We start from the raw sequence: 21764 nt of genomic DNA, 5'->3' as shown, positions 1-21764 counted from the left end.
GTACAGGGATAATTTTCGCCCTACTGCTCTCTTCAACCTTGATCCCCGCCGCGGCTCAAATGAGCTCGAAAGGAAAAATAAGCGGGAAGGATTTCGACAATGCTGCCGCCGAGCAGGCCAAGCGATATCTCGAGGAAGGCCGCGAGACATTCCGCTTTGACACGTTTGGCAGCGAGGATTTCTGGGGCGGCAAACTTAAACTCCACGAGGCAATCGCAGGTGAGAAGCTGGGCGGCACAGGACCCGGCCTGAGCCCAGAGAAAGCCCTCGAACTCGGCCTCAAGGTCGATGTGAACGCCATTCCCAAGGATGTGGCCGATGCGCTCAACAAGGGCGAGGTCGACCTCGCGGATCCCGCGAGCACGCTTGTTCTGCTGAAAGCCAATGCCGTTGTCGGGGTGACCGGGTTCTTCGCTGAGGATGGAAAGACGCTGACCTCGGTCGGCATCCAGTGCGCCGTGTGCCATTCGACGGTCGACGATACCTACGCCCCTGGCATCGGGCACAGGCTCGATGGCTGGCCCAACCGCGACCTCAACATAGGGGCGATCGTCGCCCTCGCGCCTGATCTCACGGCGTTCACCGAGATGCTGCAGATATCCGAAGCGGAGGTGAAGAAGGCGGTTGAGGCATGGGGGCCCGGGAAATTCGATGCTGAACTGAACCTCGACGGCAAGGCATTCCGGCCGGACGGCAAGACCGCCGCCACCCTCAATCCGCCCGCATTTGGATTGGCCGGCGTGAACAATCACACCTGGACGGGAGCCTGGGGCACGGTGAGCTACTGGAACGCTTATGTCGGCAATCTCGAGATGCATGGGAAAGGCGTGTTTTACGATCCGCGTCTTGATGACGCCGAGAAGTATCCGGTCGCAGCACGAACGAAGCAGGGCCACACACAGGACAAGCAAGACCGGATCACCTCTAAGCTGCCGGCGCTTCATTTCTATCAGCTTTCGCTACCGACACCGAAACCGCCGGAGGGCGCCTTCGAAAACGCCGCCGCGGAGAAGGGAGAGGCTCTCTTCAACGACAAGGCCAAATGCGGCACTTGCCACGTCCCGCCGCTCTTCACCGAACCCGGCTGGAACCTGCATACCGCCGATGAGATAGGGATAGACGATTTCCAGGCGATGCGATCCCCGGACGAGCGCTACAGGACGGCGTCCTTGCGGGCCTTGTGGGACGTGGAAAAGATCCACAAGGGCGGATTTTACCACGACGGCCGGTTCGCCACGCTCAACGATGTTGTCGAGCACTATGAGGGCCATCTGGGCCTTGATCTGACCGATCAGGAAAAGAGTGATCTGATCGAGTACCTCAAATCGATCTGACCCGGCACTTGACGGCACCGGCGCTTCTTTGGGTTGCTAAGGGAGGAAAGATCATGAAAGACGATCGTGGTGAGGCAAACGGCGGGTCGGCACACGGTGAGCCAAGCCAAGCGCTGTCTCGTCGGAAATTTCTGAAGGTGTCGATGACCGGCGCGGCGATTGCTGGGGCAGGTGGGCTTGCTTCCTGCATGACGGGCCAGCCTACGGCTCGAGGCGCGGGAACGACGCCGAAGCCCGTTGCGCTTTATCAGGATTCTCCAAACAAGGGCCGCCGCTGCGGCGGCTGCAAGCATTTCCTGAAGCCGAACGCATGCGAGATTGTTGCGGGTGAAATCAGTCCCGACGGCTGGTGCCGCTTCTACAAACCGCGGCCGGCCTGACGGGTCGAGCGGTTCCATGGCCGATTGGACGGCGTACGGCTACCTGTAAAGGTGCCTGCCACCTGGGGGTGGTCGAGGGGGTGCGGGCGATGATCGCCCTTCGGCGCTGGCAGGCAAATCGCTGCTCGGGCTTTGCGGGTCCACCGCGTTGCACTCATGACACTGCCGAAAGGCAGGCGCTCCCCACCATCTCCGACCCTCCGGAAGTCAGGCCTTTGTCCGTAACGGGATCGACTCCTGCCGTAGCGTTAATGTCCGCAAATGGAGACGCGCCACGAACGTCCATTATTGGCGTGCGCCGTGACAAGGCGGCGCTTTCCAGTGGGTGCAAGTCCCACCCGGCAAGATGCTCCAGCCGGAAGCAACCGGAGCAGGCATGGAGGAGACAAAATGTCTGAAGCCTTCGGATAGTGGTCACGTAGGTGACCGCGCGAGTGTGCAGGCCGCAACGTGAGTGAACGCTGAGCAAGCCTCGAAAAGGACGATGTGCAGGCCGACCCACCAGCCATTGTGGGGAAGGCTGACACGAAATGGGTGAGTGTGAGCGACGATTGAACCCACTTTCGCTGCACCGGGGTACTGGCGGCAGCATGTACACAAGGAAAGCGCACGCAACACGGGAAGCCCCAGGACGTGGTCAGGGATGATCAACCGGACGCCCGCGAGGGACAGGCCGGGCGCGCTGGGGTGGCGGAGAGGCGCGTAGTACCGTGGAAGCCGGGTAATGCCGGTGGAGGGAAGGGGCCTCAGTTCAAGACGAACGCAACAAGTGGAGAGGGACCGGAGATTGGGAAACCTATCAACTCCGAAAAGTGTCCAGAAACTGCAGATGGTGTTACACGCGAAAGCGAAGGCAGAAGCCGGTTATCGCTTCTACGCCCTGTACGACAAGATCAGCCGCGACGATATTCTTGCGCATGCCTATGCCCAGTGCCGCTCCAACAAGGGCGCGCCGGGTGTGGATGGTCAGGACTTCGCGGATATCGACGCGTACGGGCTTGAGCGATGGCTCGGCGAACTGGCGCTTGCGCTCAGGCAGGAGACTTACCGACCGGAACCGATCAGACGCGTGTTCATACCGAAGGCCAACGGCAAACTCAGGCCGCTGGGCATCTCGACCGTGCGGGATCGGGTCTGCATGACAGCAGCGATGCTGATGCTGGAGCCGATCTTTGATGCCGACCTTCCACCGGAAATCTATGCTTATCGTGCCGGGCGCAATGCCCAGCAGGCGGTGATCGAGGTGGAGGAGCTGCTGTTCCGTGGTCATCCGGAAGTGGTGGACGCCGACCTCGCGGACTACTTCGGGAGCATTCCCCATGCCGAACTGATGAAGTCAGTAGCGCGCCGGATCGTTGATCGGCGCGTGCTGCATCTCATCAAGATGTGGCTGGAATGCCCTGTCGAAGAAACCGATGATCGAGGACGGAAGACACGCACGACCGAGGCGCGGGACAACCGGCGCGGCATCCCGCAGGGCTCACCCATCTCACCATTGCTGGCAAATCTGTACATGCGCCGGTTCGTGTTGGGATGGAAGAAGCTCGGCCTTGAGCAAAGCCTCGGCACTCGCCTCGTCACCTATGCCGACGACCTTGTGATCCTGTGCAGGAGGGGTAACGCCGAAGCGGCGCTGCATCAACTGCGCGCGATCATGGGCAAGCTGAAGCTGACGGTGAACGAGGACAAAACACGAATCTGCAAGGTTCCGGAAGGCGAGTTCGACTTTCTGGGCTACTCGTTTGGACGGATGTACTCTCCGACAACTGGCAAAGCCCGTCTGGGCTACCGGCCGTCGAAGAAAAGCATCAGGCGGGCTGTGGAGAATATCCACGCGCTCACCGAACGCCGAACGACATGGCAAGAGACCACAAAGCTGGTGGCTAAGGTGAACCGGGCATTGCGTGGGTGGGCCAACTACTTCTCTGTAGGGACCACCAGCAGAGCATACCGAGCGCTCGACAGCTACACAGCGGTGCGGTTGCGTCGGTGGTTGCGCCTCAAGCACAAGACCAGACGACGCAAGGGCGGGGCTTATCCAGACTCGCACCTTTACGAGCATATTGGGCTCGTACGTCTGACACGGCTTGGGCGCGATGTGCCGTGGGCGAAGGCGTGAGATCTTGTCCGAGAGCCGGATGCGGGAGATCTGCATGTCCGGTTCGATGAGCGGGGTGTGGAAACGGAGCCATGGTCGAACCAGTGAGGCACCGCCAGACGAAAGAGGCGGCAAACAGATATGTTCAACCTACCGCCACCGCGCCACATCTCGACTCTACGCACCTTTCCGGTCCACGCTTTCAGAGATCGGAAACGCGGAAACTAGCATCGGAGGGTGGCTCCTGGCCTTCCCCAGGATGTCGCGATCGGTTTGAGGTACATCAAGGCGCCCCGGACTCCAGCGAATAGGATGGCACAAAGTGGATTTCGAGAATGGCGGTCATGGTCGGGATCAGATGGTTGTTATTGGCGGTCTCCATCGTTGTGCTGGCCGCCGGCGGACTGGTTTTCCTGTTCTACAACAATGAGATCAGCCGCGCGCGTGCCGCGGTCGAGAGCGGAGCCAAGGTTGCGAAAACCGCCGCCGGGCCGATCGAATACGCTGATAGGGGCGATGGCATTCCGTTCCTTTCTATCCACGGTGCGGGTGGCGGATGGGATCAGGGCTTGGCCAACGTTGCCGATCTCGTCGGGGACGGCTTTCGGGTCATCGCCCCGTCGCGTTTCGGCTATCTGGGGACACCAATCCCCTCCGTTGCTTCGCCCGCCGCTCAGGCCGACGCGCATGCGGCGCTGCTCTCCTCACTTGACGTCGACAAGGTCATCGTTGTCGGCATCTCGGCTGGCGCGCGCTCGGCAATCGAACTCGCTCTTCGCCATCCGGATAAGGTGACGGCGCTCATTCTGATCGTCCCTGGAACATACGCGCCCGAGAGCCCTGTCATGGTCGAGGGCAGTCGTGGCAGCGCGTTTGTCTTCTGGCTGGTCAATGCCGGAGCTGACTTCGCCTGGTGGGCGACCGAGAAGATTGCTCCGTCGGCTCTCATCCGTTTCATCGGCGTGCCGCCGGAATTGGTCGATGCAGCCTCGGAAGAAGAGCGGAATCGGGTGATGACCATCGTTAGGAGCATCGAACCGCTTTCGCGGCGCTTCCCCGGCTTCAACATCGACAGTACGCCCGATCTCCAACGCCTGCCTCTCGAAATGATCGCCACGCCAACTTTGGTCATGTCGGCCCGAGATGATCTGTTCAACACGCTGCCCGCGGCCGAGTTCGCAGCGAGCACGATTCCAAACGCAAAGTTGGTCGTCTACCACACTGGCGGGCATCTCCTTGTGGGGCACGAGGAGGACGCAAGGGAGGCGGTCGACGACTTTCTTGCCCGGGCCAGGGTGGCGCCGTCGTCTAAACCTCCCCTGGCCGCATCAGCCCGGCCATAGCCCCCGCTTTGAAACGGTCGCGACCTTCCCGGACTAAGGAGGAACGCATCAGATGACCAGGCGCATCGCTATTGTCCAGGGCCATCCAGACCCGGCTGGCCAACACCTCCTTCACGCTATGTCCGGCGCTTATGCCGAAGGCGCGACTGCAGCGGGGCACCAGGTACGCCGCATCGAAGTGGCCAAGCTCGACTTTCCGCTGCTGCGTACGATCGAGGATTTCGAGACCGGGGCGTTGCCGCCCGCCCTGGAGCAATCCCGGGAGGATCTGCGCTGGGCAGAGCATTGGGTGTTTCTGTTTCCGCTTTGGCACGGAACCATGCCAGCTTTGTTCAAGGCTTTCTCGAACACATTTTCAGGCCCGGATTTGCTATGGAATACAAAGAGGGCGGCTTTCCAAAGCGGCTACTCGCCGGGCGCTCCGCTCGCCTCGTCGTCACCATGGGAATGCCGGTGTTTCTTTATCGCTGGTACTTCGGCGCCTACGGTGTTCGCGGAGCGTAGCATCTTGAGCTTCGCCGGAATCAAGCCAATTCGCGAAAGTCTCTTTGGCCTCTCATTTTGCGGATGAGAAGAAACGCGCTCGCTGGATCGAGGACATACGCAATCACGGAGGGCGGGGAGACTGACCACCGCCCACACCAAAGACAACAAGAGTCCAGAAGCAGCCTAGCGCTCATGACCCGAACTAGTCATTGCTGCTGCACGGCGGCAACGTGAAGGTGGTTTGCGGTCGGCCCGTCTTCGAATACGGTTGCGACAAAGGGGACTTAGGTTGGCGGTCACTGGACCCGGTTGGTCCCAATCGCTCCGCCAACGGCTACGACAATTGCAGCCAACCCCCGGTGAATCCCGCCTTGTGCAGACCCTCGACAATGAGCGGGCATTTCTTCATCAACTCCCAAAGAAATCCCGTGCGGTGGTTCTCGATCATCAACACGATCGGCCCTTGATCGAGTCCGTAATAACCTTTTGAGATCCAACCCGGCTTGCTTTGATGCCCTGATTCGAAGGTTGGATTAAAGCTGCACTTGAAGCCGTACTCACTGGTCACTTCGGGGTATACTTCATTAAAGTGCCGCAGCGCTGGCAAGACGATCTCGGGGGCGAAAGGTAGCGATGCAATCGCGGCCCAGGGCGCGATGGTGCCATCGTCCGGACCAAATGGGATGCCGCGCGCCGTGTAGTCGAAAAAGTGACGCTCAACGCCCTCGATCTTCACACAGGTCGGACCCGGACCATCACTCGCGGTAATGCCCCAGCAATGCTCGCTGTACCCTTTGTAGTCCAATGGATTACGGATCGCGTATTGCTGTTGTGCGTAAGTTGCACGGCGGCTGTTCTCGAAATAATCGATCCCCTTTTCGCGCATGAATTCGTCCTGAATGCCGCGAAAGTCGATCCACATATGTGAGAGCTGATGAATGAATAATGGGCCGGCATAGAGAAACTCCACCCCATAGAGATTCTTCCAGCAGTAAGTCCCGGTTTGGGCCTTGTAGCTCTCGGCTGGAATTGGATGGGCCGGCGAAGCCATTGCCAACACGTAAAGGATCAGGGCTTCGTTATAGCCCTCCCACCGATCCGGCAGAAACCCGCACTCCGGCTTCCAACCCATCGATACGGTTTCTCCGGCGTTAAGCGCCCACTGCCAATCGGCCCGGGCGTAGAGCTCTTCAGCGAGCGAACGTATTTCGCGCTCTTCGGGCGCGTCCCCATCAAAGTACGCAGCGGCGGCCAACATGCCAGCCAGCAGAAATGTCGAATCAATCGTCGACAACTCCGACTCCCAGGCGCGACGGCCAGTGTCCATGTAAAGAAAGTGGTAATAGAAGCCTTTGTAACCGGTCGCATCCGCCTCCTCGCTCTGCTCACTGTTTCTAAAGAATTGAAGTGTCGTGAGTGTGCGCTCGATAGCTTCGGCTCGTGTGATAAAGCCGCGCTCGACGCCGATGGTGTAGGCCGTCAATGCAAACCCTATCGGGGCGATGCTCGCATGCGAGCCAGTGCGCGTGTTGTCAGGGACCATTCCATTGGCGCGATTGCTCTCTTTCAGGAAATATTCGAATGTGTCCCGTTGGAGTTTGTCCAACCTTTGCTCTCTCTGATTCATGCGGCCTCCTGGTTCGCGGTATTCCAGTCTCGATAAGGGACTTGGCGACCACGCTCACTGAGTGAAGCTATCGTATTGTCCTTGGGTTTCTGATTTCACGACCGTCTTGATCTTTGCCACGGCTTCGAGCGTGCGATAGCGGGGTCGGCGCCGAGGTTGCATCGGCGCCTTTGAGAGGCGCATTTTCAGCGCTCGTCGTCCTAGACTGTCTTGTCGAAGCCAGTGAATGTATTCGACTTTAAAAATACGTTCGGTCCATGGTTTCATGCATGCGGACCAAGGATGTTCGCCCTCGCTTCCATAATATGGTTGTACATACTTAGCTCCGCCCCTACGCTGTCCCGGTCCCTGATGGCCGCTAGAATTTCTCGATGCTTGGTGATGTATCCCCTCATTCTGTCCGGTGTGAGTGATTGCTCTTTCATCCGACCCCAAAGGTTTCCCGCCCGCACCTCATGGATTACTTCGTACAGTGACGAAAGAAGACCGTTTCTTGCCGCCTCAACGACGATGCGGTGAAAGACGGCATCCCACTTTTCGAACTCGACAAGCGTCTCGGCGGCGCTCCCCTTGTCGATCGATTTTTGTAGTTCATCGATCTCCTGCGGCGTCGCTCTGAGCGCGGCCAATCCGGCGACTTTTGGCTCGATGATCAAACGCGTCTCGAACACTTCTGCTGGATAGGTGCGGACCGCGTCGCCCGCGCTGCCTGGCGGACGGCGTAGTGCCGTTGACGTGACTCCGCTGCCTGCGATGAAAGTGCCCCTTCCCACGTGCCTTGTCAGGCGCCCCTCGTTCTCGAGCGAAGCGAGCATCCTCCGCAACGCGGTGCGAGGCAGGCCAAGCTTTAGCGCCAAATCGCGCTCGGGTGGCAGGCGGTCGCCTGGCGCCAATCCCTCCGCCTCGATGAAATCCTTCAGTACGACGCTCATCATCCTCCTCCCTTGAAACTTTTTTTCGCAACCAATTTGATCCATGTTGACACCAATATCAAGACCAATGTTAAGTTGATCGCAAGTTTTAAGCCAATTTGGTTGCGAATGGTGTCCTACGTGAAGCCAAATCCAGTGCAGAAGACTTACGCGGAATCCCAGAGTGACGTGGCCGCCGTCGCCGGCAAAGCGCGGATGCAACTCTTCATCGGCGGGGGGTGGCTGAATGCGAAAAACGCACTCGCCTTCGACGTGGTCGATCCTTCGACGGCCCGAGTCATTGCAACACTCCCCGACGGCGAAGTCGCGGATGCGATCGCCTCGGTAGATGCTGCCGCTGCTGCCGCCGAGCCTTGCAAGGAGGCGGCCGACCAAGTCGTCAGCTGCTCCATGGAACTCGGCGGGAACGCATCGTTCGTCGTGTTCGACGACGAGATGGTCGGTATCGCCAAGGCAGCTGTCGATGGCGTGCTCGAAGATCTGGACGCGCAAGGCGCGGTGGCCAGTTAGCTATGCTCTGTCGTAAGGCCTCACGCATGGGCGAAGTCCTGAAGGTCAAAGATCTCGTTAAGGTATTCGGTTCCACGAAGGTGCTGAGCGGCGTCAGCTTCAGCATGAAGGAGGGCGAGGTCGTCTCGATGATCGGATCGTCGGGATGCGGGAAAAGCACCGCGCTTCGCTGCACCAATTTTTTGGAGACGCCAACCTCGGGACAGATCGAATTCATGGGAGAGGCCTGTGACCTCCGACACGCGCGGAGAGCCGAAGATTGTCAACGCGGCCGCCGTCAGAGCATTTCGACGCCAGATCGGAATGGTGTTCCAGAACTTCAATCTCTGGCCGCATCGCACCGTCCTCGGCAACGTGACGGAGGCACTCGTTTACGTTCTTAAGCTTTCTCGGAAGGAGGCAGAAGAGATCGCGCTCTGGGCGCTGTCGAGGGTCGGCATGGAAACCTTCCGCGACCGCTACCCGCAGCAGCTTTCGGGCGGCCAGCAGCAGCGCGTCGCCTTCGCGCGCGTCCTGGCGATGCGCCCGAAATTGATGCTGTGCGACGAGCCGACCTCCGCGCTCGATCCCGAACTGGTCGGAGAGGTCTTGAAGATCATACGCAAACTTGCGGAGGATGGTGCGACAATCCTCCTCGTGACGCACGAAATGAGGTTCGCGAGAGACGTGTCGAACCGAATGATATTCCTGCAAAAGGGCCGCCTCGAGCAGGATGATACGCCGGGAGAGCTGTTTCGAAACCCCGCGAGCGAAGCGGTGAAGCGGTTTCTTTCGAGCGTCATGCCGGCCAATGCCTGATCGCAGGCCACCAGATAATTAGAAGCCAAACTTAGAAACCAAACAAAGGGGTAACAGAGATGAACGTCAGCAAGTTTATCAGGTACGTATTCGCATCCGGGCTGCTCGTCGCCACGGCGGCGACTATGGCCTCGGCCGAGGAAGGTGTTTTGCGAATCGGCACCGAAGGCGATGCGCCGAAGTTCAGCATGGCCGACCCGAGCGGCAACGTCACCGGCTTCGACGCGGACATCGCCAATGGCATCTGCGCCGAACTGAAGGTCCAATGTAAGTTCGTCGTCCAGACGTTCAGTTCGCTTGTCCCGTCAATGGACACCGACCGATTTGACGTCATCATCTCAGGTCTTGGCATTACAGCCGAGCGGGAAAAGAAGATCGATTATTCAATCCCTTATGCAACGACGCCTCTTTACTTCGTGGTCGCAAAGGATTCGCCGCTGGCCGCCTTGAAAAGCCTTAATGAAATCAAGGAGGCGATCGCCGGCAAGACCGTCGGTGTCGTCACAGGCACTACCTACGCTAGGTTCATCGAGAAGCGGATGACGGGCGCCGATCTGAAAACGTACGATGCTGTTACCCAGTTGACTGCAGACCTCGCTAGCGGCCGCATCGACGTAGCTTTCGGAGATTCACCGACCTGGGTCGACTTTCTGGCAACGCCGGACGGCGCGAACTTCGCGAAAATCGATGTCAGGATAATTTCCATGGACGATCCGGAAGTCCTCGGCCGAGGCATGGGCGTCGGGATGCGCAAAGGCAACACCGATCTCAAGGCAAAGGTCGACGCGGCCCTGTGCAAGATGATCAACGACGGCACGGTCAAGAAAGCTTCCATGCAATGGTTCCAGGACGACTACACCATTCCCTGCAAGCAGTGATCCTTCGATAGTAGCGGCCTGCCTTGGCGTCGCCCAAGGCAGGCGGATGGGATGGAGTTTATGCAGGATTTCGCGGTTCTGATGGTGGAGCATGGCTGGGCGCTGGCTCTCCTGCGCGGCAGTGCAGTGACAATTGCGATCGGGCTGCTCGGCATGCTGCTTGGTTTCGTGGTGGCGACGCCACTGGCCATCCTGCGCTGGCAGAAGGTCATGGTCGTCTCACAGATGGTGGACGCCTACAGCATCTTGATCCGCGGTATTCCGGGACTGCTGGTGATCTACCTGCTGTTCTACGGTTCCTTGGACTGGGTGAGAACGGTCGCGGGGACGTTCGGCTATGAGCAGGTTGCCGAGAATGCCTATCCGATGATCGTCGGCGTCATAGCGATTGCCTCGATCTCCTGTGCGTACTCGATCGAGGTCATCCGCGGCGCTCTCCAAGCCGTGCCCCCCGGGATGCTGGAAGCCGCCCGGTCCTTGGCGCTCCCGCCAATGGTGACATTCTTTCGCATCACCTTTCCGCTCGCCTTGCGGCTCGCGCTCGGCGGCATCAACAATGTGTGGCAGATGACGATCAAGGATACGTCGCTGATCTCGGTCGTTGGCCTCCAGGAACTGATGCGGACCGCTGCGATCGCCGCCGGCATCACCCGGTCGCCGCTGCTCTTCTACTGCATTGCCGCAGCCTTGTTCTTCGCCATGACGCTCGCGAGCCAAACCGCATTCTCGAGGATCGAACGGGTCCTCAACCGCGGCTTCGGAGGGATGTGACATGGACTTGGGCATCGTGACGTATGCGTTCCCGTTTCTGCTGGAAGGCGTCAAGATCACGCTTCTCATCGCAGTCTTCGGCGTTGTTCTGGGTCTGCCGCTAGGAGTCCTCGTCGGCCTTGCGCGCGGATCGAGAAACCGGGTGCTTCGCGGTTTTTGCGACGCCTATTGCGCGATATTTCGCGGCACGCCGATGTTGGTCCAGATCTTCGTAATCTATTTCGGATTGGCTCAAGTGAGCTTCATACGCCACAACCCGATCCTGTGGTGGATGATAGGCGACGGCCTAAACGCGGCCATTCTTGCCGTGGTGCTGAACTCCGGCGCCTACACCGCCGAGACATTCCGCACGGCTTTTCTCTCCTTGCCCAAGGGCGTGATCGAAGCCGCGCAAGCCTGCGGAATGTCGCCTTGGCATATTTTCGCGCGCGTCAAGTTCCCGCTGGCGGTGCGACAGGCGCTGCCCGCCTACAGCAGCGAAGTCGCCATCATCATCAAGGAGTCTAGCCTCGCCTCCACGATTACCGTTCTGGAGGTCACCGGCTACGCCAAGCGCCTGATGAGCGAGACGTTCGCGGTGATGGACATCTTCATCATAACCGCCGCCATCTATCTCACAATCAGTGTCGTTGCACTGATGGTGATGAAGCTCCTCGAAAAACGATTGTCGATCCCCGGCTGAAGCCAGTCCTGAAAGGCCAACAACATGTCCAACCTCACCTTTATCGACCAGAACGAGTTGCCCCGGCCCCGCGAAGGCAAGCCTGCGCCGGACAGGCTCATCGAAGGCGATCCGCGCTTTCTGAGCTGGGACATCGCACAGACCGCCGACGGAGTGATCCGGTCCGGCGTATGGGAGGCGACGCCGGGCGCCTATCGCTCGATAAAAGGCAAGACTTTCGAGGTCTGCGTCATCTTATCAGGCGTATCCGAGCTGACCGAGGACGGCAAGGAGCCGCGTCGCATTATGGCCGGCGACGCCTTTGTCATGCATCCGGGCTTCTCCGGCGTCTGGAAGGTCATCGAAACCACGCGCAAGCTCTGGGTTAGTCGAGACTAGTCGGCGCCCCAGCCTTCCTTGAAACGCAGCAGCAGTATCGGTTCATGACACAGACGCTTTCCACATCGATCAAATCGACGCCATACTGGTGGGAGGATTGCGCCTTTCCGCCTTTGCCGATCCGCAAGCTCGATCGGAGCTGCGACGTGGCGATCGTTGGCGGCGGCTATACGGGCCTGTCGGCGGCGATCGAGTTGACGCGTGCGGGCAAGCACGTCCAGCTTTTTGACCGCCAGTCGCTCGGTCAGGCGGCCTCCAGCCGCAACGGTGGAATGGCAAGCGGCAGCATCCGGCCCAGCCGCAAGGAGTTGATCAGGCGCTTCGGTCTGGACAGGGCGAACGGCATCCTCCTGGAGGGGCAGGCCGCGCGGCAGGACCTTTGGCGGTTTCTCGAGGCGGAGAATATTGATGCTGAGTTCGTGCTGACCGGATCGTTCCAGGGCGCGATGACCGCCGGGGAGACGGAAGAGCTTCGCCGTCATGCCGGCTTTCTTGGCGACAGCCTTGGCATCGAAGCCTTCCCCGTCAACGGATCGGACGTCCGGAAATATATCGGAACCGACCTCTATGTCGGTGGCATGGTCCGTATGGATATCGGCGGTCTTCAGCCCGCGAAGCTGCTCGCCGGCATGATCCGCGTCGCGCGCGCGACCGACGCCATTGTGCACGAGAACACTGCGGTCCTAGGTTCCACCAGCGATACCGCTGGCGTGCGGGTCACTACCGATCGCGGCGACGTCCTAGCGAAGAAACTCCTCGTATGCACCGACGGATACACGGACGGGTTCGATCCCTGGTTACGGCGTCGGCTCGTGCCGGTCCGCAGCCGGATTATCGCGACCGAGCCCGTCGGCAAGGAGTTTATGGACCGGCTGATGCCCGCGCGCATGATGCATGGCGACATGCGCAGGCTGAGCTACTACTACCGCCCGTCGCCCGACGGGTCCCGTATCTTGTTCGGCGGACGCGACGGCACGACCGCAGGCGATCCGCTCACGCCGACCGACAATCTGCGGACGGAGCTCGCCAGGCTTTTCCCGGAACTGGACAATATCGGCATCACGCATAGCTGGTTCGGCAATGTCGCCATGCACCGGGATATGATCCCGCGCATCTTTTCGCGCGGCAACACCATTTACGCGACTGGCTATTGCGGTTCCGGCATCGTCTGGGCGCGGTGGCTCGGCAAGAAGGCGGCGCTCAAGATCCTCGAAGACGCGGAGCAGCCGCGTTCCGCGTTCGATTTCGATCAGTCGCCCAAGGCCGTGCCGTTTTACCGCGGCCGTCCATGGTTCATTCCGCTCGTGTACTGGATGTATGAGCGCCATGACCGGAAGACGCTGCGCCGTCGCAAGGATGCGTGAGGCGGTATGGTATTCCTGTTCCTCTGTGATGCGACGCGAGGGGCCGTGTTCGCCGAGGTGTTCTCGAAGCACCTGCCGGACGTTCGGTTCTATGGACCCGGACGCGACGACATCCGCTTCATCAATGACGTGGGACGTGCCAGCAAACCTTCGGCGGTATCCCAACCTCCAGTCTGTGTTCTGCATCGGCGCGGGAGTCGACCAGTTTGCCTGACGCTACCTGCTCGTTCTGATTGACGAGGAAGGATGGCAACATTCCACCCTAGACGGTAATTTAGTGTCAGGAGGGGGGCGGGTGCAAACTTGCCGAACGCGCAGCACCGGGCCGGCGCGGGCAATACGCGCGGAATTTTTTCTGGCGGCGAAAAAATCGTGGCTCTGCTTCCGGGCATTTTAGGGATTCCGTAGATGGAGAAATGACGACGCAGCCAAACAAACGTGGCCGGCCGCCGCACAATCGGACGCGAGCAAGGCGGTTGGCGGTGGAGGCGCTCGCCGGTTCCGCCGTCCCGATCGCCCAAATATGCGATGTGCTCGATATCCCGCGATCAACGCTTGATCGACATTATCAGCCTGAGCTGCGCCGAGGCGCCGCGGGTCGAAGCCAAGCTCGTCGGTCATCTGCTGAGGCTGGCCGGTGGCGATGACGACGTGGCGCTAAAGGCGGTGATGTTCGCGCTCAGGTGCCGGTTCGGTTGGTCGAAATTTGCGCCGCAGAGATGAGCTCCGATGGCTCATTGCGGGCCGCCCATCACGATGCAAATCCGAAGCGTTTCAATAATTCTTCTCTACAGGGCTCTACGGCATCACCAGCGTCGCCGATGGCACTACTGCCGAGATTGTCGCGTGCGTTCGCGCCGTCACAAACAAAACCGGCCCTGTCCGGTAGAGCGCAGATCGCATCACTCTTGCGAACCATTATCAATCCGCCGCTGTGACCCACACCGTGCCAGATCAGACAGCCTTTGAATCTGGCGGCCAAATCTCGGATCACTTCGCTGTCCGTAGTTTGCAACGCTTCTGCGTCGCAAATGACCAGCCTGTCGGCACCGTTGGTAAGCGGCGTCCGCGGGTCCGGGAAATTGTCGTTGCGAATGTCCGTTAGCTTACCGAGAGGACAACCTTGCACATCCTGAAAATCAACCGTTATGGCCCCCGGGTGCGGTGCGTCTGGCAACCATTCATAGATGGAAATTACGCCGGAAACGAAACCTACACCAATGACTACTCCAGGCCACCAGCGACGCCACCACCCGCGCTTTTCAGGCATTTGGGGCCACCATATAGACAATCCAGACTTCCCCCACTTGGAATCCGATGCGCAGCCAGCCGCTAGTTGTGCCGACGCTGCAAGAGAACGGTGGTTTCGAAATTCCCTGGAATCCTCGCTTGCCTTCCCCCCAAGCTTTGAAGCTCTGGGTGCATTGAGCAATTCGTTCGCTGTTCTTATCGATAAGGGCCGGTATCTGCTTGCGCGCCTCGTCTAAGTCAAGCTCGACAGTTCTGCCCCCTGTGTCTGCGTAAGTGCTAAGAAACGCCTCGCTCTGTTCTCTTAGAAACCCAGTCAATGACTCCGGCGCATCGGCGTATTTGAACAGCGCCGCCACATGGTTCTGATGGTCACTACTCCCCTCCAGGCTTTGAACAGCAATGTCGCACCACTGCCGTTTCTCACTCTCTGTTGACCAGCACGCCGACGCATTACTGACCCTAGCGCCATTGTCCAAGGGTGAACCGGGAACAACGTCACAGGTGCATTTTTCCCTGTCGGGGTTCTCTGCATTGGCAACGACAGTAGACAGCAATCCAGTAGTGACCAGAAGCAATATTCCGAGAAATCGCGGCAATTTGTTCCCCCCGTGGCACGCCCATTCTTTCAACGGGCGATGCCGACCCCACGGCGGCCGTCGCCGACTCGCCACGATGCAAGGTGCCACATTGCTGCGAGATCGTCCAAGCATGCCCGGAGGTTATCGGCCGCCGTCAGCCGGCTGCCGACAGGAAGATTTTGTGGCCGTTGATGCTGGCAACAACCGAGGCCTCGCGATACGCCGCGAATTGCCGGTTATATTCCTCCGCGCCCCCCTGTTCGACTAGGTGGGCGCGGGCGACGGGATCGTTCCGGTCCATGGCGATCAGCTCGCTGCCTTGGCGGCTTTCCGCTGGGCTTCCAAAGCGGTTACCGCGAGGTTCCGATAGTGGTCCATTGCCTTCGGCGAGGAGGAAATCGGATTGATCGGTAGGCCTTCAGCGCCTTGATATCGCCAGCTTCGACAAGGGCGATAATCTCATCAAGCTTCTTGCGAAAGCGCGCGTGGGTCGCCGCCGAAAAATCCGGCTTGGCTGGCAAGGTTCCGGCCTCGGCGCTGGCGAGAATTTCCGCGCGCTTGCGGGCGGGCTTGTCAGCTTTCGCGGCCTTTGCCGCCTTGGGCGCCTGCGGGGCCTTGGCGGCTTTCGGGGCCTTGGATGCCTTTTCCGCCTTCGGGGCCTTGGGCGGTTTCGGAGCCTTTTCCGCCTTTGCCTTGGGCGCCTTGTGCGGCTTGCCAGAAACAACCGTCTGATTTCCGGTCGCGTCGAAAGCGACAATGATCGGCTTCGCGGTGGCGTTCGGATTGTCGGCAGAAAGCTGGGCGGCGGCGGCGTCGATAGCCTCGCGGGTATCAGCCCCGGCGTTGGCAAATTTGCCGCGCCCGAGGAAAAGCGAGGTGGCAAAGCGGGTGGCGTTCGCGGAAACCTCGGCGTTGTAGGCGTCGGCGGATTCCATGGTCGGGGTGTTGGTCTTGATGATCATTGCCTGAGTCCTTTTGGTTGGCGCGCCTCATTGGCGCGGACCCACACCCAATCGGAGCGGTCGTCGAAGCAACTCCCAAGTGCTTGTTTTTACTCCAAAAACCGGAGAAAAATGACACATCGCAAAGGCAGGCGGGTCGGTCGCCGCATGGCGCCGACCGACAAGGATAAGCAATGGTCGAAGTCCTCGCGGGCTTCGCAATTCCGACCGCCAAGATCGCGGCGGTGCTCGATATCACGCAAGCGACGCTGTTCAAGCACTACAGGCGCGAGCTGGTTCGCGGCGCGGCAAACGCCGAGGCCAAGCTGATCGGCAACCTGTTGCGGCCGGCCTATGGCAATGACGGCAGAAAAACCCGACGACCTAGGGGATGCCCGTCCCCTAGGTCGCAAGGCCGCAGCCGATGCCGCCGACCTTCGCCCGGTCAAGCCAAGACCATGTTTGCCGGCAGCCAAAAAGGGAAAGTCGGCGGCCCATCTTTCGATGGGCGTTGCCTGAACCCGCCGACCCGCGTTGCCACTGGCCTCGCGATTCGGAGCTTTGCGGAAAAGAAGGCGCGCCGTCTAGCAACGGGCGCGTGTAGCGGGCGTGTTTCCCGGCCGCCGCTACAAACCCGAAACGCGCGCTGACGGCCGGATAGGCGGCAAAGCGGGCCATCTACCGCCGCCGCGTCGCGATACCCCACAAGGCGGCAAGATCGTCCAGGCACATCCGCAGCATGTCGGCCGCCGTCAGCCTTTCGCGCTTGCTGGCGGCGATCTCGTGCAGCGCCATGCCCTGACCGTAGACGAGCGCCACGAGCCGATAGCCGCGAACGCCGAGCAGCGCCCGGCATTTTCTCAATTCGTGCCCGGCCGCGATCTGCCGCTGGCTGATCCCGTCCGGCATTTTGCCGCCGTCCACGACGAGCCGGCCCGGATCGATCGAGGAGGCACCCTTGCCGCCCATGGCCTCCCATAGCGCGCGGAACCGCTCGGCCGCCTTGATCTGCGCGGCGTCGAGCGTGCCGCGCGAGGCCAGCGTCGCGATTGCCGATTCTCGGATATTGACGGCGCCAGGATCGTGCGCGGGTTACTCGCGTCCTCGCGATGGGCGCGGCTGTAGAACGGGTTGTCGACAACGGTGGGGCGTAGGCGGGCTTGCGGCGACATGGCGGCGGCAAGGATGCCACGGCGAGACCGAATCGTCACCAGCGGCGCTGGGGCCAGCGCGTTCGCCAAAATACGCCGACGTTTATTTCACCTATATTTCACGGTTTTCAGTCAGGCGCCGCTAAGTGTTTGATTTTGCTGGTACGCCCAAGGGGAATCGAACCCCTGTTACCGCCGTGAAAGGGCATGAGTTCACAAGATTTACAGCCCGGCGCCAAAATGCTTCAGGTATTCAGTGAGGTGACGACACTGTGACGACACAGCAAAACACGATCCGATCGTCACTGCCGCAAGCTGCTCTTAACGCTTTGCTTTTATTGGGGAATATGGTGGGCGATGCAGGGATTGAACCTGCGACCCCACCCGTGTGAAGGGTGTGCTCTCCCGCTGAGCTAATCGCCCGCTCGTTGCCCGAAGGCCAAGCGCGCCGCGATATAAGGGAGGCCGGCCGGGGAAGTCAAGGCGATGTCCGGGCGTTCCGACGAAGACCGAATGCAACTCCGCCGGGAGCGACCCGGTCGCCGTCGTTCAGTGCCCCGCAGCGGCAATCAGGCGTTCGGCCAGACCAAGCGTCAGCGCATCGAAATGCGAGATCACCGCCGATGGTTCGAATTCGCGCACATGGCGGTCGGTGTAGCCGAAATCGACCGCCACCACGGGAATGCCCGCGGCTTTCGCCGTATCGATGTCGGTCTGCGAATCACCCACCATCAGCGCGCGGTGCGGATCGCCGCCGGCCAGCACGATGGTTTCGGTCAGATGGCGCGGGTCGGGCTTGCGGAACGAAAACGTGTCCTGACCGCAAATCGCCGCGAAATGCTTCGCCAGGCCGAGCGCCTCGATCAGCGCCACCGAGTTGGCTTCGTACTTGTTCGTGCAGACGGCCAGGAGATAGCCGGCTGCTTCGAATCGGGCGATCGTCTCGACGACGCCGGGGTAGGGGCGCGATTTGCCCGGGATGTTGTCGGTGTAGTGATCAAGGAACAGCTTTAGCAATCGGTCGTGTTCCTCCACTGCCAGCGATCTTTGCTGCGCGGCATGCGCGCGCTCGATCATCACCCGCCCGCCATGGCCGACGAAACGCTTGAAGCCGGCCTCGTCGACGGCTACCAGTTCGCTGGCGGCAAGGCTGTGGTTGAGGCTGTCGAGCAGGTCTGGCGCTGTATCGATCAGCGTCCCGTCGAGGTCGAACACGATGATCGGTCGGGTCATGGCCTGTCCTGTGACGATTGCGCTGCCGGCAGGCGATAGCCGCTTCAGCCCATCCAGGCAAGCAGTGCTTGGTCAATCCACAGGGCAAAGTCTTTGACCGGACGGGCAAAGATGCTAGGAGCGCCGATACAAATTTTGGGGCGCGACATGGATGCGAGACAATTGAAGGTCGAAGCCGCACGGGCAGCGCTCGCCCATGTGAGCGACGGCATGCGGCTCGGCATCGGCACCGGCTCGACGGCCGAAGAGTTCGTCCGCCTGCTCGCCGAAAAGGTCGCCACCGGCCTCACCATTATCGGCGTGCCGACCTCGGAGCGCACCGCCATCCTTTGCGGCGAGCTTGGCGTGCCGCTGTCGACGCTGGAAAAAACGCCCGAACTCGACCTTACCATCGATGGCGCCGACGAGATCGATCCGGCGCTGACATTGATCAAGGGCGGCGGCGGTGCGCTGCTACGCGAAAAGATCGTAGCGGCGGCTTCCGCTCGGATGATCGTCATTGCCGACCGTTCGAAGATGGTCGAGACGCTCGGCCGTTTTCCACTGCCCATCGAGGTCAACCCGTTCGGCCTGCGTGCCACGGAAATCGCGGTCGCCGCGGCGGCCGAAAGGCTCGGCCTTTCCGGTCCCGTCACATTGAGGATGACGGGGGGGCAGCCTTTTGTTACAGACGGCGGCCACTTTATCCTCGATGCATCTTTTGGCCGCATTCCGGATACAAGAGCGCTTTCGAATGCTCTCCATGCCATTCCGGGCGTGGTCGAGCATGGTCTTTTCATCGGGCTGGCATCAGCGGCCATCATAGCCGGCGACGGCATCCAAACCGTCCATGCCGCCCGAAAACCAGGGAGTTCTATCGATCATGACGTTGCATAACCGGGTTCGCCGTTTTTCTGCCATTCTGGCAGCTTCAGCCGTCTTTGCGTTTTCATCGCCGGCGTTCTCGCAGGACGTCACCGACGGGCATCTGAAGGCGGCCCGCGCCGCCGTCGCGGCGATCCACGCGACGGACCCGTTCGACAACATCCTGCCGCAAGCCGCCGCCGCGCTTCAGCAGCAGCTTATCCAAAAGAACCCGGACATGCAGGAGCTGATCGGCAGAACGGTTAGCGAAAAGGCTCTGGCGCTGGCCTCGCGCCGCGCCGATCTGGAGAAGGAAGCAGCCATGGCCTACGCCAAGGTATTTTCCGAAAAAGAGCTTACCGAAATCGCCGCTTTCTACAATTCCGATTCCGGCAAGAAGCTGCTCGACAGCGGCCCGGCCGTGACACGTGACCTGCTCAAGGCGGCCGACATCTGGCAGAACGGCGTCGCTCGCGATCTCGCCCAGCAGGTCGGCGAAACGCTGGCCGCGGCAGCGAAGGCCGCCGCGCCGGCCGCACCGGCGAACGCCGCGGCTCCTGCGGCTGGTACGGAGCCGGAAGCACCGAAGAACTGAGCATATTTCCCGGCGGCGTTATCGCTGCTGGACCGGAAAGCCCGGCGTCCGTTGCGCGTCCGACAGCATGCGCAGCGTGGTGGTCCGGGCTTTTCTTTCGGTGGTTTGCAGCCTACCTGTCTCAAACATTTTGAAGGGCAAGGAGCCGCACCATGGCCGGTTACGACTACGATCTTTTCGTCATCGGCGGCGGCTCCGGCGGGGTGAGGGCGGCGCGCATGGCGGCGGCACTCGGCAAGCGCGTCGGCATTGCCGAGGAATACCGTTTTGGCGGCACCTGCGTCATTCGCGGCTGCGTGCCGAAGAAGCTCTATGTCTATGCCTCGCAATTTCCCGAACATTTTGCCGACGCCGCAGGTTATGGCTGGACCGTGCCGCAGGCGAGCTTCGACTGGCAGACATTGGTTGCCAACAAGGATCGCGAGATCAGCCGGCTGGAAGCCATCTACAGGAAGAATGTCCAAGGTGCCGGCGGCGAGACGTTTCAGTCGCGCGCCATGCTGGTCGATCCGCATGTGGTGCATCTTCTCGGCGACGACCGCACCGTCACCGCCGACCAGATTCTCATCGCCACCGGCGGCCGCCCAGCGCCGCACCCGGCTCTGCCCGGCCACGAGCACTGCATCTTTTCCAACGAGGCCTTCGACCTCAAGGAATTACCGAACGCGATCATGATCGAGGGCGGCGGCTATATTGCCGTCGAATTCGCCAACATCTTTCACGGCCTCGGCGTCGACACAACGCTGGTCTATCGCGGCAAGGAGATTCTCTCGCGCTTCGATATGGATCTCAGGCGCATGCTGCACGAGACGATGGAAAAGAAGGGGATAAAAATCCTCTGCCATGCCGTATCCGAATGGATCAGGAAGCGCCCGGACGGTCGCCTCGATGCTGTCGTCACCGGCGGCAAGATACTGACGGTCGATCAGGTCATGCTCGCCATCGGGCGTCTTCCCAATACCGAAAACATGGGTCTTGAGGGCGTCGGCATCGAGATGACCAAGACCGGCGCTATCAATGTCGACCAATATTCGCGCACCAACATCGACAACATCTGGGCGATCGGCGACGTCACCAACCGCATGCAATTGACGCCGGTGGCGATCCACGAGGCGATGTGCTTCATCGAGACCGCCTTCAAGGGCAACCCGACCGCGCCCGACCATGATACAATCGCCACCGCGGTCTTTTCGCAGCCCGAGATCGGCACGGTCGGCCTGTCGGAAGACGAGGCGATAAAACGTTTTTCCGATATTGAGATCTACCGCGCCACCTTCCGGCCGATGCGGCACACGCTGTCGGGCCGCGACGAAAAAATGCTGATGAAGCTGGTGGTCGACGGCGCCTCGAAAAAAGTGCTCGGCGCCCATATCCTTGGGCCGGATGCCGGCGAGATGGCGCAGCTTCTCGGCATTCCGCTGAAGGCGGGGCTGACCAAGGATGATTTCGATCGCACGATGGCCGTGCATCCGACCGCAGCGGAAGAACTCGTCACCATGTACAAGCCGACCTACCGGGTGAAGGACGGCGAGCGCGTCTGACGTTTTGCTTTCGCCCGGACGGAACAGCCGCCGACACTGGGCAGCGATGT

23 protein-coding genes, 1 tRNA gene and 2 pseudogenes are annotated in these 21764 nt (G+C 60.5%); 17 read left to right on the top strand and 9 right to left on the bottom strand.

Annotated features, from left to right (window positions below):
- The first annotated feature begins 59 nt into the window (after window positions 1-59).
- The 5 genes and pseudogenes from AC0L14_RS22590 to AC0L14_RS22570 all read left to right on the top strand — a co-directional run bounded on the left by AC0L14_RS22590 (window position 60) and on the right by AC0L14_RS22570 (window position 5784).
- Window positions 60-1334, top strand: a complete 1275-nt coding sequence (locus tag AC0L14_RS22590; protein WP_473750805.1) for a hypothetical protein — start codon at window positions 60-62, stop codon at window positions 1332-1334.
- Window positions 1335-1342: 8 nt separating this feature from the next.
- On the top strand, window positions 1343-1714 hold the full coding sequence (locus AC0L14_RS22585) for a twin-arginine translocation signal domain-containing protein (protein ID WP_473750804.1): 372 nt from the start codon (window positions 1343-1345) through the stop codon (window positions 1712-1714).
- 829 nt (window positions 1715-2543) lie between these two features.
- Window positions 2544-3833 carry a group II intron reverse transcriptase/maturase gene (gene ltrA, locus AC0L14_RS22580; protein WP_473750803.1) on the top strand — a complete coding sequence of 430 codons (1290 nt, stop codon included), beginning with the start codon at window positions 2544-2546 and terminating at the stop codon, window positions 3831-3833.
- A gap of 314 nt (window positions 3834-4147) precedes the next feature.
- Window positions 4148-5155, top strand: a complete 1008-nt coding sequence (locus AC0L14_RS22575) for an alpha/beta fold hydrolase (protein WP_473750802.1) — start codon at window positions 4148-4150, stop codon at window positions 5153-5155.
- Window positions 5156-5207: 52 nt separating this feature from the next.
- Window positions 5208-5784, top strand: a pseudogene (locus tag AC0L14_RS22570) (NAD(P)H-dependent oxidoreductase).
- Window positions 5785-5975: 191 nt separating this feature from the next.
- Here AC0L14_RS22570 and AC0L14_RS22565 read toward each other — a convergent pair.
- Window positions 5976-7268 carry a glucoamylase family protein gene (locus tag AC0L14_RS22565; protein ID WP_473750801.1) on the bottom strand — a complete coding sequence of 431 codons (1293 nt, stop codon included), beginning with the start codon at window positions 7266-7268 and terminating at the stop codon, window positions 5976-5978.
- 263 nt (window positions 7269-7531) lie between these two features.
- Window positions 7532-8200, bottom strand: coding sequence for a FadR/GntR family transcriptional regulator (locus AC0L14_RS22560; RefSeq protein WP_473750800.1), 669 nt, complete (start codon window positions 8198-8200; stop codon window positions 7532-7534).
- A gap of 12 nt (window positions 8201-8212) precedes the next feature.
- Here AC0L14_RS22560 and AC0L14_RS22555 point away from each other — a divergent pair, with 12 nt between their 5' ends.
- From AC0L14_RS22555 to AC0L14_RS22520, 8 genes and pseudogenes are all read left to right on the top strand, one after another.
- Complete coding sequence (locus AC0L14_RS22555) at window positions 8213-8710, top strand: hypothetical protein (RefSeq protein WP_473750837.1); 498 nt, start codon at window positions 8213-8215, stop codon at window positions 8708-8710.
- Window positions 8711-8736: 26 nt separating this feature from the next.
- A pseudogene (locus tag AC0L14_RS22550) lies at window positions 8737-9508 on the top strand (amino acid ABC transporter ATP-binding protein).
- A gap of 59 nt (window positions 9509-9567) precedes the next feature.
- The gene (locus AC0L14_RS22545; RefSeq protein WP_473750799.1) at window positions 9568-10386 is read left to right on the top strand and encodes a transporter substrate-binding domain-containing protein; all 819 of its coding nucleotides are present in this window, start codon (window positions 9568-9570) and stop codon (window positions 10384-10386) included.
- Between the two features lie 60 nt (window positions 10387-10446).
- The gene (locus tag AC0L14_RS22540; RefSeq protein WP_473750835.1) at window positions 10447-11157 is read left to right on the top strand and encodes an ABC transporter permease; all 711 of its coding nucleotides are present in this window, start codon (window positions 10447-10449) and stop codon (window positions 11155-11157) included.
- Between the two features lies 1 nt (window position 11158).
- A complete protein-coding gene (locus AC0L14_RS22535) occupies window positions 11159-11839 on the top strand; it encodes an ABC transporter permease (protein WP_473639321.1) in 681 nt (226 codons plus the stop codon).
- Between the two features lie 24 nt (window positions 11840-11863).
- Entirely contained in the window at window positions 11864-12217 is a 354-nt protein-coding gene (locus tag AC0L14_RS22530; protein WP_473750797.1) for a cupin domain-containing protein, read from the top strand.
- A 44-nt stretch (window positions 12218-12261) separates the two neighbouring features.
- Complete coding sequence (locus AC0L14_RS22525; RefSeq protein ID WP_473750796.1) at window positions 12262-13581, top strand: NAD(P)/FAD-dependent oxidoreductase; 1320 nt, start codon at window positions 12262-12264, stop codon at window positions 13579-13581.
- A gap of 555 nt (window positions 13582-14136) precedes the next feature.
- Window positions 14137-14304, top strand: coding sequence for a hypothetical protein (locus AC0L14_RS22520; RefSeq protein WP_473750795.1), 168 nt, complete (start codon window positions 14137-14139; stop codon window positions 14302-14304).
- Between the two features lie 28 nt (window positions 14305-14332).
- Here the strand turns inward: AC0L14_RS22520 and AC0L14_RS22515 are convergent, their stop codons facing one another.
- The 4 genes from AC0L14_RS22515 to AC0L14_RS22500 all read right to left on the bottom strand — a co-directional run bounded on the left by AC0L14_RS22515 (window position 14333) and on the right by AC0L14_RS22500 (window position 16372).
- On the bottom strand, window positions 14333-14851 hold the full coding sequence (locus tag AC0L14_RS22515; protein ID WP_473750794.1) for a hypothetical protein: 519 nt from the start codon (window positions 14849-14851) through the stop codon (window positions 14333-14335).
- Window positions 14844-15428, bottom strand: a complete 585-nt coding sequence (locus tag AC0L14_RS22510) for a hypothetical protein (RefSeq protein ID WP_473750793.1) — start codon at window positions 15426-15428, stop codon at window positions 14844-14846. The genes AC0L14_RS22515 and AC0L14_RS22510 overlap by 8 nt, the downstream gene beginning before the upstream one ends.
- 136 nt (window positions 15429-15564) lie before the next feature.
- Window positions 15565-15711, bottom strand: coding sequence for a hypothetical protein (locus tag AC0L14_RS22505; RefSeq protein WP_473750792.1), 147 nt, complete (start codon window positions 15709-15711; stop codon window positions 15565-15567).
- A 49-nt stretch (window positions 15712-15760) separates the two neighbouring features.
- On the bottom strand, window positions 15761-16372 hold the full coding sequence (locus tag AC0L14_RS22500; RefSeq protein WP_473750791.1) for a hypothetical protein: 612 nt from the start codon (window positions 16370-16372) through the stop codon (window positions 15761-15763).
- A gap of 173 nt (window positions 16373-16545) precedes the next feature.
- On the opposite strand from AC0L14_RS22500, the gene AC0L14_RS22495 reads away from it, so the two are divergent.
- On the top strand, window positions 16546-17001 hold the full coding sequence (locus AC0L14_RS22495) for a hypothetical protein (RefSeq protein ID WP_473750789.1): 456 nt from the start codon (window positions 16546-16548) through the stop codon (window positions 16999-17001).
- Between the two features lie 28 nt (window positions 17002-17029).
- Here AC0L14_RS22495 and AC0L14_RS22490 read toward each other — a convergent pair whose 3' ends face one another.
- The 3 genes from AC0L14_RS22490 to AC0L14_RS22480 all read right to left on the bottom strand — a co-directional run bounded on the left by AC0L14_RS22490 (window position 17030) and on the right by AC0L14_RS22480 (window position 18735).
- The gene (locus tag AC0L14_RS22490; protein WP_473750788.1) at window positions 17030-17320 is read right to left on the bottom strand and encodes a hypothetical protein; all 291 of its coding nucleotides are present in this window, start codon (window positions 17318-17320) and stop codon (window positions 17030-17032) included.
- A 530-nt stretch (window positions 17321-17850) separates the two neighbouring features.
- Window positions 17851-17925: transfer RNA gene (locus AC0L14_RS22485), tRNA-Val, on the bottom strand.
- A 126-nt stretch (window positions 17926-18051) separates the two neighbouring features.
- Window positions 18052-18735 carry a phosphoglycolate phosphatase gene (locus AC0L14_RS22480; RefSeq protein ID WP_123151353.1) on the bottom strand — a complete coding sequence of 228 codons (684 nt, stop codon included), beginning with the start codon at window positions 18733-18735 and terminating at the stop codon, window positions 18052-18054.
- 147 nt (window positions 18736-18882) lie between these two features.
- Between AC0L14_RS22480 and rpiA the strand changes: the two genes are divergently transcribed.
- From rpiA to gor, 3 genes are all read left to right on the top strand, one after another.
- Window positions 18883-19611, top strand: a complete 729-nt coding sequence (gene rpiA, locus AC0L14_RS22475; RefSeq protein ID WP_123151354.1) for a ribose-5-phosphate isomerase RpiA — start codon at window positions 18883-18885, stop codon at window positions 19609-19611.
- The gene (locus tag AC0L14_RS22470) at window positions 19598-20173 is read left to right on the top strand and encodes a DUF2059 domain-containing protein (RefSeq protein ID WP_473487357.1); all 576 of its coding nucleotides are present in this window, start codon (window positions 19598-19600) and stop codon (window positions 20171-20173) included. Before rpiA ends, AC0L14_RS22470 begins: the two co-directional genes overlap by 14 nt.
- A 152-nt stretch (window positions 20174-20325) precedes the next feature.
- Window positions 20326-21714 carry a glutathione-disulfide reductase gene (gene gor, locus AC0L14_RS22465; protein WP_473487356.1) on the top strand — a complete coding sequence of 463 codons (1389 nt, stop codon included), beginning with the start codon at window positions 20326-20328 and terminating at the stop codon, window positions 21712-21714.
- Window positions 21715-21764: the final 50 nt, after the last annotated feature.

The sequence above is a fragment of the Mesorhizobium sp. WSM4841 genome, assembly GCF_055811515.1.
Note: the sequence above shows the minus strand (reverse complement) of the source record. Positions and strands in the feature narration are given on the sequence as shown.

Coding starts and splice junctions, on each gene's coding strand:
- AC0L14_RS22560 (WP_473750800.1), bottom strand. CDS start 8,200: ATGAGCGTCGTACTGAAGGATTTCATCGAGGCGGAGGGATTGGCGCCA.
- AC0L14_RS22530 (WP_473750797.1), top strand. CDS start 11,864: ATGTCCAACCTCACCTTTATCGACCAGAACGAGTTGCCCCGGCCCCGC.
- AC0L14_RS22495 (WP_473750789.1), top strand. CDS start 16,546: ATGGTCGAAGTCCTCGCGGGCTTCGCAATTCCGACCGCCAAGATCGCG.
- AC0L14_RS22540 (WP_473750835.1), top strand. CDS start 10,447: ATGCAGGATTTCGCGGTTCTGATGGTGGAGCATGGCTGGGCGCTGGCT.
- AC0L14_RS22470 (WP_473487357.1), top strand. CDS start 19,598: ATGACGTTGCATAACCGGGTTCGCCGTTTTTCTGCCATTCTGGCAGCT.
- AC0L14_RS22490 (WP_473750788.1), bottom strand. CDS start 17,320: ATGGGCGGCAAGGGTGCCTCCTCGATCGATCCGGGCCGGCTCGTCGTG.
- AC0L14_RS22505 (WP_473750792.1), bottom strand. CDS start 15,711: ATGGACCGGAACGATCCCGTCGCCCGCGCCCACCTAGTCGAACAGGGG.
- AC0L14_RS22590 (WP_473750805.1), top strand. CDS start 60: ATGAGCTCGAAAGGAAAAATAAGCGGGAAGGATTTCGACAATGCTGCC.
- ltrA (WP_473750803.1), top strand. CDS start 2,544: ATGGTGTTACACGCGAAAGCGAAGGCAGAAGCCGGTTATCGCTTCTAC.
- AC0L14_RS22480 (WP_123151353.1), bottom strand. CDS start 18,735: ATGACCCGACCGATCATCGTGTTCGACCTCGACGGGACGCTGATCGAT.
- AC0L14_RS22575 (WP_473750802.1), top strand. CDS start 4,148: ATGGCGGTCATGGTCGGGATCAGATGGTTGTTATTGGCGGTCTCCATC.
- AC0L14_RS22500 (WP_473750791.1), bottom strand. CDS start 16,372: ATGATCATCAAGACCAACACCCCGACCATGGAATCCGCCGACGCCTAC.
- AC0L14_RS22545 (WP_473750799.1), top strand. CDS start 9,568: ATGAACGTCAGCAAGTTTATCAGGTACGTATTCGCATCCGGGCTGCTC.
- AC0L14_RS22525 (WP_473750796.1), top strand. CDS start 12,262: ATGACACAGACGCTTTCCACATCGATCAAATCGACGCCATACTGGTGG.
- AC0L14_RS22565 (WP_473750801.1), bottom strand. CDS start 7,268: ATGAATCAGAGAGAGCAAAGGTTGGACAAACTCCAACGGGACACATTC.
- AC0L14_RS22535 (WP_473639321.1), top strand. CDS start 11,159: ATGGACTTGGGCATCGTGACGTATGCGTTCCCGTTTCTGCTGGAAGGC.
- AC0L14_RS22515 (WP_473750794.1), bottom strand. CDS start 14,851: ATGCCTGAAAAGCGCGGGTGGTGGCGTCGCTGGTGGCCTGGAGTAGTC.
- gor (WP_473487356.1), top strand. CDS start 20,326: ATGGCCGGTTACGACTACGATCTTTTCGTCATCGGCGGCGGCTCCGGC.
- rpiA (WP_123151354.1), top strand. CDS start 18,883: ATGGATGCGAGACAATTGAAGGTCGAAGCCGCACGGGCAGCGCTCGCC.